The sequence below is a fragment of the Vibrio sp. T13N genome (assembly GCF_032970445.1).
Classification (GTDB): Bacteria; Pseudomonadota; Gammaproteobacteria; order Enterobacterales; family Vibrionaceae; genus Vibrio; species Vibrio diabolicus.
In genome coordinates, this window is the sequence record NZ_JAWJYE010000006.1 from 307,828 (window position 1) to 320,340 (window position 12,513).

At 45.8% G+C, this 12,513-nt stretch carries 24 protein-coding genes and 1 pseudogene; 1 reads left to right on the forward strand and 24 read right to left on the reverse strand.

Translation table 11 applies throughout. The features are described 5' to 3' along the window. Window positions 1-128 precede the first annotated feature (128 nt). Window positions 129-607 (forward strand): annotated as a pseudogene (locus R2S67_RS12700) (DUF2780 domain-containing protein). Window positions 608-742: 135 nt separating this feature from the next. On the opposite strand, the gene rplQ reads toward R2S67_RS12700, so the two are convergent. The 24 genes from rplQ to rplB all read right to left on the reverse strand — a co-directional run bounded on the left by rplQ (window position 743) and on the right by rplB (window position 12,512). After that, a complete protein-coding gene (gene rplQ, locus R2S67_RS12705) occupies window positions 743-1,123 on the reverse strand; it encodes a 50S ribosomal protein L17 (protein ID WP_005383141.1) in 381 nt (126 codons plus the stop codon). Window positions 1,124-1,149: 26 nt separating this feature from the next. Next, window positions 1,150-2,142: a DNA-directed RNA polymerase subunit alpha gene (locus R2S67_RS12710; protein WP_005383143.1), complete on the reverse strand. Its 993-nt coding sequence runs from the start codon at window positions 2,140-2,142 to the stop codon at window positions 1,150-1,152. Between the two features lie 24 nt (window positions 2,143-2,166). Then, window positions 2,167-2,787: a 30S ribosomal protein S4 gene (rpsD, locus tag R2S67_RS12715; protein WP_005383146.1), complete on the reverse strand. Its 621-nt coding sequence runs from the start codon at window positions 2,785-2,787 to the stop codon at window positions 2,167-2,169. Window positions 2,788-2,814: 27 nt separating this feature from the next. Next, window positions 2,815-3,204 (reverse strand): 30S ribosomal protein S11, encoded by a 390-nt coding sequence (rpsK, locus tag R2S67_RS12720; protein WP_001118870.1) that lies wholly within the window; start codon window positions 3,202-3,204, stop codon window positions 2,815-2,817. 18 nt (window positions 3,205-3,222) lie between these two features. Further along, entirely contained in the window at window positions 3,223-3,579 is a 357-nt protein-coding gene (gene rpsM / locus R2S67_RS12725) for a 30S ribosomal protein S13 (RefSeq protein ID WP_005383154.1), read from the reverse strand. Window positions 3,580-3,728: 149 nt separating this feature from the next. Then, complete coding sequence (gene rpmJ / locus R2S67_RS12730) at window positions 3,729-3,842, reverse strand: 50S ribosomal protein L36 (RefSeq protein WP_000868186.1); 114 nt, start codon at window positions 3,840-3,842, stop codon at window positions 3,729-3,731. A 38-nt stretch (window positions 3,843-3,880) separates the two neighbouring features. Further along, the gene (gene secY, locus R2S67_RS12735; RefSeq protein ID WP_005379562.1) at window positions 3,881-5,215 is read right to left on the reverse strand and encodes a preprotein translocase subunit SecY; all 1,335 of its coding nucleotides are present in this window, start codon (window positions 5,213-5,215) and stop codon (window positions 3,881-3,883) included. A gap of 20 nt (window positions 5,216-5,235) precedes the next feature. Beyond that, window positions 5,236-5,670 (reverse strand): 50S ribosomal protein L15, encoded by a 435-nt coding sequence (gene rplO / locus R2S67_RS12740; protein WP_005383155.1) that lies wholly within the window; start codon window positions 5,668-5,670, stop codon window positions 5,236-5,238. A gap of 5 nt (window positions 5,671-5,675) precedes the next feature. Beyond that, window positions 5,676-5,852 carry a 50S ribosomal protein L30 gene (gene rpmD / locus R2S67_RS12745; RefSeq protein WP_005379565.1) on the reverse strand — a complete coding sequence of 59 codons (177 nt, stop codon included), beginning with the start codon at window positions 5,850-5,852 and terminating at the stop codon, window positions 5,676-5,678. Window positions 5,853-5,859: 7 nt separating this feature from the next. Then, the gene (gene rpsE, locus R2S67_RS12750; RefSeq protein ID WP_004745894.1) at window positions 5,860-6,363 is read right to left on the reverse strand and encodes a 30S ribosomal protein S5; all 504 of its coding nucleotides are present in this window, start codon (window positions 6,361-6,363) and stop codon (window positions 5,860-5,862) included. 14 nt (window positions 6,364-6,377) lie between these two features. Next, a complete protein-coding gene (rplR, locus tag R2S67_RS12755) occupies window positions 6,378-6,731 on the reverse strand; it encodes a 50S ribosomal protein L18 (protein ID WP_005379568.1) in 354 nt (117 codons plus the stop codon). Between the two features lie 9 nt (window positions 6,732-6,740). Next, window positions 6,741-7,274 (reverse strand): 50S ribosomal protein L6, encoded by a 534-nt coding sequence (gene rplF / locus R2S67_RS12760; protein WP_005392377.1) that lies wholly within the window; start codon window positions 7,272-7,274, stop codon window positions 6,741-6,743. Between the two features lie 13 nt (window positions 7,275-7,287). Further along, complete coding sequence (rpsH, locus tag R2S67_RS12765; protein WP_005379572.1) at window positions 7,288-7,680, reverse strand: 30S ribosomal protein S8; 393 nt, start codon at window positions 7,678-7,680, stop codon at window positions 7,288-7,290. A gap of 29 nt (window positions 7,681-7,709) precedes the next feature. Then, window positions 7,710-8,015 (reverse strand): 30S ribosomal protein S14, encoded by a 306-nt coding sequence (gene rpsN / locus R2S67_RS12770; protein WP_012841173.1) that lies wholly within the window; start codon window positions 8,013-8,015, stop codon window positions 7,710-7,712. A 17-nt stretch (window positions 8,016-8,032) separates the two neighbouring features. Next, window positions 8,033-8,572 carry a 50S ribosomal protein L5 gene (gene rplE, locus R2S67_RS12775; protein WP_005379573.1) on the reverse strand — a complete coding sequence of 180 codons (540 nt, stop codon included), beginning with the start codon at window positions 8,570-8,572 and terminating at the stop codon, window positions 8,033-8,035. Between the two features lie 23 nt (window positions 8,573-8,595). Further along, the gene (gene rplX / locus R2S67_RS12780; protein ID WP_005379574.1) at window positions 8,596-8,913 is read right to left on the reverse strand and encodes a 50S ribosomal protein L24; all 318 of its coding nucleotides are present in this window, start codon (window positions 8,911-8,913) and stop codon (window positions 8,596-8,598) included. A gap of 13 nt (window positions 8,914-8,926) precedes the next feature. Continuing rightward, a complete protein-coding gene (gene rplN / locus R2S67_RS12785) occupies window positions 8,927-9,298 on the reverse strand; it encodes a 50S ribosomal protein L14 (protein WP_004410450.1) in 372 nt (123 codons plus the stop codon). 162 nt (window positions 9,299-9,460) lie between these two features. After that, window positions 9,461-9,715: a 30S ribosomal protein S17 gene (gene rpsQ, locus R2S67_RS12790; RefSeq protein WP_005379575.1), complete on the reverse strand. Its 255-nt coding sequence runs from the start codon at window positions 9,713-9,715 to the stop codon at window positions 9,461-9,463. Beyond that, complete coding sequence (gene rpmC, locus R2S67_RS12795) at window positions 9,715-9,906, reverse strand: 50S ribosomal protein L29 (RefSeq protein WP_005379576.1); 192 nt, start codon at window positions 9,904-9,906, stop codon at window positions 9,715-9,717. Before rpmC ends, rpsQ begins: the two co-directional genes overlap by 1 nt. Continuing rightward, window positions 9,906-10,316 (reverse strand): 50S ribosomal protein L16, encoded by a 411-nt coding sequence (rplP, locus tag R2S67_RS12800; RefSeq protein WP_005379577.1) that lies wholly within the window; start codon window positions 10,314-10,316, stop codon window positions 9,906-9,908. Before rplP ends, rpmC begins: the two co-directional genes overlap by 1 nt. Window positions 10,317-10,327: 11 nt before the next feature. Then, window positions 10,328-11,026, reverse strand: coding sequence for a 30S ribosomal protein S3 (rpsC, locus tag R2S67_RS12805; protein ID WP_005383161.1), 699 nt, complete (start codon window positions 11,024-11,026; stop codon window positions 10,328-10,330). 18 nt (window positions 11,027-11,044) lie between these two features. Then, window positions 11,045-11,377: a 50S ribosomal protein L22 gene (gene rplV, locus R2S67_RS12810; RefSeq protein ID WP_005383164.1), complete on the reverse strand. Its 333-nt coding sequence runs from the start codon at window positions 11,375-11,377 to the stop codon at window positions 11,045-11,047. A gap of 10 nt (window positions 11,378-11,387) precedes the next feature. Continuing rightward, entirely contained in the window at window positions 11,388-11,666 is a 279-nt protein-coding gene (gene rpsS, locus R2S67_RS12815; protein WP_004394525.1) for a 30S ribosomal protein S19, read from the reverse strand. A gap of 21 nt (window positions 11,667-11,687) precedes the next feature. Then, entirely contained in the window at window positions 11,688-12,512 is an 825-nt protein-coding gene (gene rplB, locus R2S67_RS12820; protein ID WP_005383168.1) for a 50S ribosomal protein L2, read from the reverse strand. Window position 12,513 lies beyond the last annotated feature (1 nt).

Here is a 12,513-nt window from a genome sequence, read left to right on the forward strand (position 1 = left end):
AATAAAACGGCGCATTAGCGCCGTTTTTTTGTCTAAACTGAATAGACTTTCTCACCTCTAAACCTTTCATTCTGATAGCCTTTAAAACAATAAAATCACGTTAAAAACGCTCAACCTTCGGAGGTACTATGCGTAAAACACTCCTGACTCTGGCACTCTTATCAATGAACATTGGTAGTGCACACGCATTCTTAGATTCCGTCACGCAAAAAAGTAAAGAAAGTGGCCTAATGGATATGGTAGGTAGTACCTGAACACTGAATCATCTCCATTGACAGACATGCTAACTAGCCAATTACCTGTATCTACAGAACAAGCGGCTGGAGGTAGTGGCGCACTACTCGCTTTGGCTCAAAGCCAGCTTTCACAAGAAAATAGCAGTGAATTACAGTCTTTGATTCCTGGGCTTTCAAACTTGCAAGGAGCACAAAGCTTACTAGGGAATATTGAGAATATTAGTGCAGTAAAAAGTGCATTCGATACGTTGGGTTTAGATCCCTCTATGATCAGTCAGTTTGCTCCAGTAATCTTGGATTACTTGAGCAAGCAAGGCGCTAGCGAGGGACTTCTAAGTTCGTTGGGCGGGTTGTGGAATACTAGTAAATAAGCGCAAGTGATAATCACTTTTTAAATTGCCAGTCTGCATGGAGTAAAATAAATGTAGGCTGGATATAAAGATTTACTGAATCGCAGATACAAAAAAGCCGAGCGTTAGCTCGGCTTTCTCGTTCTTACGAACTGATTACTCAGCAGCTTCTTCAGCAGCTGGGCGATCTACAAGCTCAATGTAAGCCATTGGAGCTTTATCACCAGCACGGAAGCCAGCTTTTAGGATACGAGTGTAACCGCCCTGACGAGCAGCAAAACGTGGACCTAGTTCGTTAAATAGTTTTGCAACTACTTCGTTGTCACGAGTACGTGCAAATGCTAGACGACGGTTAGCAACACTGTCAGTCTTAGCTAGTGTAATCAAAGGCTCAACTACGCGACGTAGCTCTTTTGCTTTTGGCAAAGTAGTCTTGATAACTTCATGACGTACTAGAGAGCTAGCCATGTTGCTGAACATCGCTTTGCGATGTGAGCTGTTGCGGTTGAGTTGACGACCACTCTTACGATGGCGCATGACCTAATCCTTCTAACTAGTATCGATTAATCTTCAGCGATTGATGCAGGTGGCCAGTTTTCTAGGCGCATGCCCAGAGACAGACCACGTGACGCAAGTACGTCTTTAATCTCAGTAAGAGATTTTTTACCAAGGTTAGGCGTTTTAAGTAGCTCAACCTCAGTACGTTGTACTAGATCACCGATGTAGTGAATCGCTTCTGCTTTCAGACAGTTAGCAGAGCGAACTGTTAGTTCAAGATCGTCTACAGGACGCAGTAGGATCGGATCGAATTCTGGCTTCTCTTCTTTCTCCTCAGGAACTCGTACATCACGAAGATCTACGAATGCATCCAATTGTTCAGCTAGGATTGTAGCTGCACGACGGATTGCTTCCTCAGGTTCTAGAGTACCGTTTGTTTCCATATCGATAACAAGCTTGTCTAGATCAGTGCGCTGTTCTACACGAGCTGCTTCCACAGCGTAGGCAATTTTGTCTACTGGGCTGTAAGTAGCATCTACTAGTAGGCGACCGATTGGACGCTCGTCTTCTTCGTTATGGATACGCGCAGAAGCTGGAACATAACCACGACCACGTTCTACTTTAATACGCATTGCGATTTCAGCGTTGTCATCCGTTAGGTGACAAATAACGTGTTCAGGGTTAGCGATCTCTACATCACCATCATGGGTGATGTCACCTGCAACCACAGGGCCCGAGCCTGATTTGTTCAAAGTAATGAACACTTCATCTTTGCCTTCAGCAACACGCACTGCCAAACCTTTAAGGTTTAGAAGGATTTCAAGAATATCTTCTTGTACACCTTCTTTAGTGCTGTACTCGTGAAGTACGCCTTCGATTTCTACTTCTGTCACTGCACAACCAGGCATAGAAGATAGAAGAATGCGGCGAAGTGCATTACCCAGAGTATGACCAAAGCCACGCTCTAATGGCTCAAGAGTTACTTTTGCGTGAGTCGAGCTGATTTGTTCGATGTCAACTAGACGTGGCTTAAGAAATTCTGTTACAGAACCCTGCATTGTGTCCTCTCTTTAGTTTAAACCTTACTTAGAGTAAAGCTCGACGATCAATTGTTCGTTGATGTCAGCTGATAGATCAGAACGCTCAGGCATACGCTTGAATGTACCTTCCATCTTGCCACCATCTACTTCAATCCAAGTTGGTTTTTCACGTTGTTCAGCAACTTCTAGAGCCGCTTTAATACGAGCTTGCTGTTTAGCTTTCTCGCGGATAGAAACAACGTCATTAGCCGCTACTTTGAAAGAAGGAACGTTTACAACTTTACCGTTTACTAGGATAGCTTTGTGGCTAACTAGCTGACGTGCTTCTGCGCGAGTTGCACCAAAGCCCATGCGGTAAACTACGTTATCAAGACGACCTTCAAGAAGCTGAAGTAGGTTTTCACCAGTGTTGCCTTTTAGGCGAGCAGCTTCTTTGTAGTAGTTACGGAATTGTTTTTCTAGAACGCCGTACATACGACGTACTTTTTGCTTCTCACGAAGCTGAACGCCATACTCAGATAGACGACCGCGACGAGCGCCGTGTACACCTGGTGCGTTATCAATTTTACACTTGGTATCGATCGCGCGAACACCAGACTTAAGGAATAAGTCAGTGCCTTCACGACGGCTAAGCTTCAGCTTAGGACCCAAATATCTTGCCATGATTCTTCTCCAATTGTCCTAGAAACGTTATACGCGACGTTTCTTAGGTGGACGACAACCGTTATGAGGGATTGGTGTAGCATCAACGATGTTTGTGATGCGGAAACCAGCGGCGTTTAGTGCACGAACAGTAGATTCGCGACCTGGACCAGGACCCTTAACCATAACTTCCAAGTTCTTTAGGCCGTATTCTTTAGCCATTTCAGCACAACGCTCAGCAGCAACCTGTGCAGCGAACGGAGTAGACTTACGAGAACCACGGAAACCAGAACCACCTGCAGTAGCCCATGCAAGAGCGTTACCTTGACGGTCAGTAATGGTTACGATTGTGTTATTGAAAGAAGCATGGATGTGCGCAACGCCATCTGCAACTTGCTTGCGTACGCGCTTACGAGCGCGAGTTGGTTGTTTAGCCATTGTACTCTACCTTCCCGATTATTTCTTGATCGGCTTACGCGGACCCTTACGGGTGCGAGCGTTGGTTTTAGTACGCTGTCCACGTAGTGGTAGACTGCGACGATGACGAAGACCACGGTAACAGCCAAGGTCCATAAGACGCTTGATGTTCATAGATACTTCACGACGTAGATCACCTTCTACAGTGTACTTAGCTACACCATCACGCAGTTGATCGATCTGCTCTTCAGTTAGTTCACTGATCTTAACATTTTCAGCAATACCCACTTCAGCTAGGATAGCTTGAGAGCGAGTTTTACCGATGCCGTAGATCGCTGTTAGAGCGATTACTGCATGTTTCTGATCAGGAATGTTAATGCCTGCTATACGGGCCATTATTCACTCCTAAGTGTTTCTATAAAAGAATTAGCCGCAGCAAAGCCCGTTATGGATACGCTGCGGAATACTACTTCTTTTGCACGCAAAAGGTAGGCCGAGGAATATACTCGACCCAACCTTCATTTTCAAGTAAAAATTTCTGCTAATTAGCCTTGGCGCTGTTTGTGCTTTGGCTCACTGCAAATCACGCGAACGACACCGTTACGCTTGATTACTTTACAGTTACGGCAGATTTTTTTAACGGAAGCACGAACTTTCATTGCTAAACTCCGTAAATGAAACTGAGTCTACCGCCGGATTAACGGCCGTAGCCTTTCAGATTCGCTTTCTTCAACACAGAATCATACTGTTGAGACATCAGATGAGTCTGTACCTGTGCCATAAAGTCCATAATTACAACAACTACGATTAGTAGCGATGTACCGCCGAAGTAGAAACGTACGTTCCACGCGACCATCATGAACTCGGGAATCAGACAGATAAAGGTAATGTACAGTGCACCAGCAAGGGTTAAACGTGTCATTACTTTATCAATGTACTTCGCTGTCTGCTCACCTGGGCGGATACCGGGTACGAATGCACCAGACTTCTTCAAGTTATCTGCTGTTTCACGCGGGTTGAAAACCAACGCCGTGTAGAAAAAACAGAAGAAGATAATTGCTGCTGCATAAAGCATTACATACAACGGTTGACCTGGGCTAAGAGCCAAAGACACGTCAGTTAACCAACCGAACGCGCTGCTCTCGCCGTTTTGACCAAACCACTGAGCCAATGTTCCTGGGAACAAGATAATGCTTGATGCAAAAATCGCTGGAATAACACCTGCCATGTTAATTTTAAGAGGCAAATGCGAGCTTTGTGCAGCAAATACTTTACGACCTTGTTGACGCTTCGCGTAGTTAACGACGATTCGGCGTTGACCACGTTCCATGAAAACAACGAAGTAAATGACTGCAAAAGCTAATACCGCGATTAGCAACAGAAGAAGTACATGCAATTCACCTTGACGCGCTTGCTCGATTGTTTGACCGATTGCAGAAGGCAATCCAGCAACAATACCTGCAAAAATCAGTATCGAAATACCGTTACCAATTCCTCGCTCTGTAATTTGTTCACCTAACCACATTAAGAACATGGTACCGGTTACTAAACTTACGGTAGCAATTAGCGTAAACATGGTTTGGTTGATAACAACCAGATTGTCGACCATGTTTGGTAGGCCAGTTGCAATACCTATAGCTTGGAAGGTTGCAAGTACAAGCGTGCCGTAGCGTGTGTATTGGCTGATCTTACGACGGCCTGCTTCACCCTCTTTTTTGAGTTCAGCTAACGCTGGATGAACTACAGTTAGCAATTGGACAACAATAGATGCCGAAATATACGGCATGATGCCCAATGCTAATATAGATGCACGCTCAAGAGCACCACCGGAGAACATGTTAAACATTTCAACGATGGTACCTTTTTGCTGTTCGAACAAATCGGCAAGTACAGCAGCGTCAATACCAGGAATCGGCACAAAGGAGCCGGCTCGGAATACTAAAAGTGCACCAATTACGAATAACAAGCGCGACTTTAGTTCACTTAAGCCGCTCTGAGCACTACGAAAATCTTGTCCTGGTTTCTTAGCCATCTGTACCTCGTTCCTCGAGATTATTCCTCGATTTTACCGCCTGCAGCTTCGATTGCAGCTTTAGCGCCTTTAGTCACACGTAGACCTTTCACAGTCACTGCTTTGTTGATTTCACCAGAAAGAACAACTTTTACAAATTCGATGTTCTTAGTGATGATGTTAGCAGCTTTAAGACTGTTTAGATCAACTACGTCACCAGAAACTTTCGCTAGCTCAGCTAGACGAACTTCAGCAGACACTAGGCTCTTACGAGAAGTGAAACCGAATTTTGGTAGACGTTGTTTCAGAGGCATCTGACCGCCTTCGAAACCTGGACGAACACTGCCGCCAGAACGTGATTTTTGACCTTTGTGACCACGGCCACCAGTTTTACCTAGGCCTGAACCGATACCACGACCTACTCGCTTCGCAGAAGTTTTCGCGCCAGCAGCCGGTGCTAGAGTATTCAAACGCATTCTGATTACTCCTCAACTTTAACCATGTAGTAAACCTTGTTGATCATACCGCGAATACACGGAGTATCTTCAAGTTCTACTGTGTGGTTGATTTTACGAAGACCTAGACCGCGCAAAGTAGCTTTGTGCTTTGGCAGACGACCAATTGAGCTTTTAGTTTGAGTTACTTTAATAGTTGCCATGGTGTTCTTACTCCGAAATAGATTCAACAGTTAGACCACGTTTAGCAGCAACCATTTCTGGTGACTTCATGCTACCTAGTGCATCGATCGTTGCACGAACGATGTTGATAGGGTTCGTAGAACCGTACGCTTTAGATAGTACGTTGTGTACACCAGCAACTTCTAGTACTGCACGCATCGCACCACCTGCGATAACACCAGTACCTTCTGCAGCAGGCTGCATGTAAACTTTAGAGCCCGAATGGCGACCTTTCACTGGGTGGTGAAGAGTGCCTTCGTTTAGAGCGATCGTAGTCATGTTACGACGCGCTTTTTCCATTGCTTTTTGAATCGCTGCAGGTACTTCACGAGCTTTGCCGTAACCGAAACCTACACGACCATTACCGTCACCAACTACTGTTAGTGCAGTGAAGCTCATGATTCGACCGCCTTTAACCGTCTTAGATACGCGGTTAACTGCGATTAGCTTTTCTTGCAAATCATTCGCTTGAACTTGTTGTTCTTTAGCCATCTTCCAACCCTACCTTAGAATTTCAGACCAGCTTCGCGAGCAGATTCTGCTAGCGCCGCTACTCGACCGTGGTATTGGAAACCAGAACGATCAAATGCAACTGCAGTTACGCCCTTCTCAAGAGCGCGCTCAGCAATAGCTTTACCCACTGCTTTAGCTGCATCAACGTTACCAGTGTATTTCACTTGCTCACGGATCGCTTTTTCTACAGTAGAAGCTGCTGCGATAACCTCAGAGCCGTTAGCCGCGATAACCTGTGCGTACACGTGACGAGGAGTACGGTGTACAACTAGGCGAGTCGCACCCAGTTCTGCAATCTTACGACGTGCACGTGTAGCACGACGGATGCGAGATGCTTTCTTATCCATAGTGTTACCTTACTTCTTCTTAGCTTCTTTAGTACGCACATTTTCATCTGCGTAACGAACACCTTTGCCTTTGTATGGCTCAGGCTCACGGTAAGAACGAATGTCAGCCGCAACTTGACCAACTAGTTGCTTGTCAGCACCAGTGATCACGATTTCAGTTTGGCTTGGACATTCAGCTTTAATACCCGCTGGCAACTCGTGCTCAACTGGGTGTGAGAAGCCTAGTGTTAGACCTACAGCGTTGCCTTTGATAGCAGCACGGTAACCTACACCTTTAAGAGTTAGCTTCTTAGTAAAGCCTTCAGTAACACCAACAACCATGTTGTTAACTAGAGCGCGAGCAGTACCTGCTTGAGCCCATGCGTTAGCAACACCTTCTTTAGGACCGAAAGTCAGGTTATTTTCTTCCTGAGCGATTACAACTGCATCGTTAAGAACGCGAGTTAGTTCGCCTTTCGCACCTTTTACAGTGATTTCTTGGCCGTTTAGTTTCACCTCTACGCCAGCTGGAATAGCGACAGGTGCTTTTGCAACACGAGACATAGTCTACTCCTTATTAAGCTACGTAAGCGATGATTTCACCACCAAGACCTGCTTTACGTGCAGCGCGGTCTGACATAAGACCCTTGGAAGTTGAAACGATAGCAATACCAAGACCACCCATTACAGAAGGAAGTTCATCTTTCTTCTTGTAAACACGTAGACCTGGACGAGAAACACGTTTAAGTTGCTCGATTACTGGTTTAGCTTGGAAGTACTTAAGTGTAACTTCTAGCTCAGGTTTTGCTTCGCCTTCAACAGCGAAGTCAACGATGTAACCTTCAGCTTTTAGTAGTGCAGCAATTGCAACTTTAAGCTTTGAAGAAGGCATTTTTACAGCAACTTTGTTTGCTGCCTGACCGTTACGAACGCGGGTCAGCATATCCGAAATCGGATCTTGCATGCTCATATGATTTACTCCAAATGATTAAGTGGCAATTACCAGCTAGCCTTACGAAGACCCGGAATCTCGCCTTTCATGCAAGCTTCACGAACCTTAATACGGCTTAGACCGAACTTACGTAGGTAACCGTGTGGACGACCAGTTTGGTTGCAACGGTTGCGCTGACGTGATGCACTTGAATCACGTGGAAGAGATTGCAGTGTAAGAACCGCGTTCCAACGATCTTCTTCAGATGCGTTTACATCGCTGATGATAGCTTTTAGCGCTGCACGCTTTTCAGCGAACTTAGCTACTAGCTGTGCACGTTTAGCTTCACGTGCTTTCATTGATTGTTTAGCCATAACAGTAACCCTTCACCTTACTTACGGAATGGGAAGTTAAAGGCAGCCAGCAGAGCACGGCCTTCCTCATCAGTACCAGCAGACGTCGTAATAGTGATGTCTAAACCGCGTACACGATCAACTTTATCAAAGTCGATTTCCGGGAAGATGATTTGCTCGCGAACGCCCATGCTGTAGTTACCGCGACCGTCAAAAGACTTAGCGCTAACACCACGGAAGTCACGTACACGTGGAAGAGCGATGTTAATTAAACGCTCAAGAAAATCCCACATACGTTCGCCACGCAAGGTTACTTTACAACCGATAGGGTAGCCTTCACGGATTTTGAAACCTGCAACAGATTTGCGCGCTTTTGTGATAAGTGGCTTTTGACCAGAGATCGTTGCCATATCAGACGCTGCATTTTCTAGCAGTTTCTTATCGTTGATTGCTTCACCAACACCCATGTTTAGGGTGATTTTCTCGATTCTAGGGACTTGCATGACGCTTGTGTAACCGAACTGTTTGGTCAGTTCAGCGACTACAGACGACTTGTAGTAATCATGCAGTTTCGCCATAGTAGAACTCCAAATTACTTCTATTAGTTAGAAACGGTTTCGCCGTTAGACTTGAAGAAACGAACTTTTTTGCCGTCTTCAAAACGGAAACCGATACGGTCAGCTTTACCAGTAGCTGCGTTGAAAATCGCCACGTTAGAAACGTCGATTGCTGCTTCTTGCTCTACGATACCGCCTTGGATACCCATAGCTGGAACAGGTTTCTGATGCTTCTTAACTAGGTTGATACCTTCAACGATAACTTTACCAGTTGCTAGAACCTTAGTTACTTTACCTTTCTTGCCTTTGTCTTTACCAGCAAGAACGATTACTTCGTCATTACGACGGATTTTAGCTGCCATTTCTACGTGCTCCTTACAGAACTTCTGGAGCCAGTGAAACGATCTTCATGAACTTATCGCCACGAAGTTCGCGTGTCACAGGACCAAAGATACGTGTACCGATTGGTTGCTCAGTATTGTCGTTTAGCAATACGCAAGCATTTCGGTCGAAGCGAATGACAGAACCGTCAGGACGACGTACGCCTTTACGGGTGCGCACTACCACCGCCTTCAGAACATCACCTTTTTTAACTTTACCGCGAGGGATTGCTTCCTTCACAGTAACTTTGATGACGTCACCGATATGTGCATAACGGCGGTGAGAGCCACCCAGAACCTTAATACACATTACGCTGCGTGCGCCTGAGTTATCAGCTGCGTCCAGCATACTTTGCATTTGGATCATGTTAGTGCTCCGCTAAATATTAATAACTAGACCCATCACGGGTCGGGCTGCCTCTTTAAAAGGGACGCGAATTGTACCACCCTTTTTTGTGATTGGGTAGTCAAAAAATAAACGGCTCCAAAAATATTTTGGAGCCGCTTTAGTTTCATAGAATTAACGAGATTAAATCTTCGCCTTTTCTAGAACTTTTACCAAAGTCCAAGACTTAGTCTTAGACAGTGGACGACACTCTGCGATTTCAACTGTGTCGCCTAGGCCACACTCGTTGTTCTCGTCATGTGCGTGTACTTTAGTCGTACGTTTTACGTATTTACCGTAGATTGGGTGTTTTACGAAACGCTCGATAGCAACAGTGATAGACTTGTCCATCTTATCGCTAACAACACGACCTTGTTGAGTACGTTTTACTTCGCTCATTATGCGCCTGCCTTCTCAGTCAAAACAGTTTTCACACGTGCGATATCACGGCGTACAGCTTTCAGAGTATGAGTTTGCTGTAGTTGACCAGTCGCAGCTTGCATGCGCAAGTTGAACTGTTCACGTAGCAAATTCATTAGCTCAGCGTTAAGCTCTTCAACGCTTTTCTCGCGTAGATCTTGTGCTTTCATCACATCACCTGCTTAGTTACAAATGTAGTTTTGAAAGGCAGTTTACGTGCCGCAAGACGGAACGCTTCACGTGCCAATTCTTCAGGTACACCACCCATTTCGTACATAACCTTACCAGGTTGGATTTGGGCTACCCAGTACTCAACGTTACCTTTACCCTTACCTTGACGAACTTCAAGTGGTTTTTCTGTGATTGGTTTGTCTGGGAACACACGGATCCAGATTTTACCTTGACGCTTAACGTGACGTGTCATTGCACGACGTGCCGCTTCGATTTGACGAGCAGTTAGACGACCACGGCCAACAGCTTTAAGACCGAATTCGCCGAAGCTTACATCAGTACCTTTAGCTAGACCACGGTTACGACCAGTCTGAACCTTACGGAACTTAGTACGTTTAGGTTGTAGCATCTGTCGACTCCTTACTTACGGCCTTTACGCTGCTTCTTAGGCTTGTCGCCTTTAGGCTCTACAGCGTTAGCTGCTGGCATACCACCTAGGATTTCACCTTTGAAGATCCAAGTTTTAATGCCGATCACACCGTATTGAGTGTGAGCCGAAGAAGTTGCGTAATCAATGTCAGCACGTAGAGTGTGTAGAGGCACACGGCCTTCACGGTACCACTCTGAACGTGCGATTTCAGCGCCGCCTAGACGACCGCTTACTTCCACTTTGATACCTTTAGCGCCTAGGCGCATAGCGTTTTGTACTGCGCGCTTCATAGCACGACGGAACATAACACGACGCTCTAGCTGAGACGCGATGCTGTCACCAACAAGTTGCGCATCTAGTTCAGGCTTACGTACTTCAGCGATGTTAATTTGCGCTGGTACACCTGCAATTTTAGCTACAGCTGCGCGTAGCTTCTCAACGTCTTCACCTTTCTTACCGATAACAACGCCTGGACGAGCAGTGTGAATAGTCACACGGATGCTCTTAGCAGGACGCTCGATAACGATACGTGATAGAGACGCTTTTTTCAGTTCACTTGTAAGGAACTGACGTACCTTGAAGTCGCCGTCTAGGTTGTCAGCGAAATCTTTGGTGTTAGCAAACCATGTAGCATTCCAAGGCTTAACGATGCCTAGACGAATACCATTTGGATGTACTTTTTGACCCATTGCTTACTCTCCTAGTCTCTAGCGATCTGCTACAACAACAGTGATGTGGCTTGAACGCTTCAAGATACGATCCGCACGACCTTTAGCACGAGGCATAATACGCTTCATGGTTGGGCCTTCATCTACAAAGATTTTTGCGACATTCAGATCGTCAATATCTGCACCTTCGTTGTGCTCCGCGTTAGCGATAGCAGACTCTAGAACTTTCTTAACTAGTGCAGCAGCTTTTTTGTTGCTGAACGTTAGGATTTCTAGAGCTTGGTCAACAGATTTACCACGGATTAGATCCGCAACTAAGCGAGCTTTCTGAGGCGAAATGCGAGCAAAGTTATGTTTAGCAATTGCTTCCATTATTTACTCCTTAGCGCTTCTTAGCTTTCTTATCCGCAGCGTGACCGCGGTAAGTACGTGTTGGTGCGAATTCACCCAGTTTGTGACCGATCATTTCATCAGTTACAAATACTGGTACGTGCTGACGACCATTATGGACAGCGATGGTCAAACCGATCATCGTAGGGATGATCATTGAACGACGGGACCAAGTCTTAATAGGCTTTTTGTCTCCGCTTTCCACCGCTTTCTCTACCTTCTTCAGCAAGTGTAGGTCAATAAAAGGACCTTTCTTGAGAGAACGTGGCATGGCGATTCCTCTTTATATAGATTACTTGTTACGACGACGTACGATGTACTTGTCAGTGCGTTTGTTCTTACGAGTCTTGAAGCCTTTAGTAGGCATACCCCAAGGAGATACTGGGTGACGACCACCAGAAGTACGGCCTTCACCACCACCGTGTGGGTGGTCAATCGGGTTCATTACAACACCACGAACCGTTGGACGGATACCGCGATGACGTGATGCACCTGCTTTACCAAGTTCACGTAGCATGTGCTCAGAGTTACCAACTTCACCGATTGTTGCACGGCCTTCAGAAAGAACTTTGCGCATCTCGCCAGAACGTAGACGGATAGTTACGTACGCACCGTCGCGAGCAACGATTTGAGCGTAAGCACCAGCCGAACGAGCTAGCTGACCACCTTTACCAGGCTTAAGTTCAACGTTATGTACTGTTGAACCTACTGGGATATTACGCATTGGTAGAGTGTTACCAGCTTTGATTGGTGCATCAACACCAGACTGAATAACATCACCAGCTACAACACCTTTAGGTGCTAGGATGTAGCGACGCTCACCGTCTTTGTAAAGAACTAGAGCAATGTTTGCGCTACGGTTTGGATCGTATTCAAGACGCTCAACTGTCGCTGGAATACCATCTTTAGTACGTTTGAAGTCAACTACACGGTAGTGGTGCTTGTGACCACCGCCGATGTGACGTACTGTGATACGACCCTTGTTGTTACGACCACCGTTCTTAGAGTTTTTCTCTAGAAGAGGTGCGTATGGCTTGCCCTTGTGTAGGTCAGCGTTAACAACTTTAACAACGTGACGACGACCAGGGGAAGTCGGCTTACATTTAACAATAGCCATT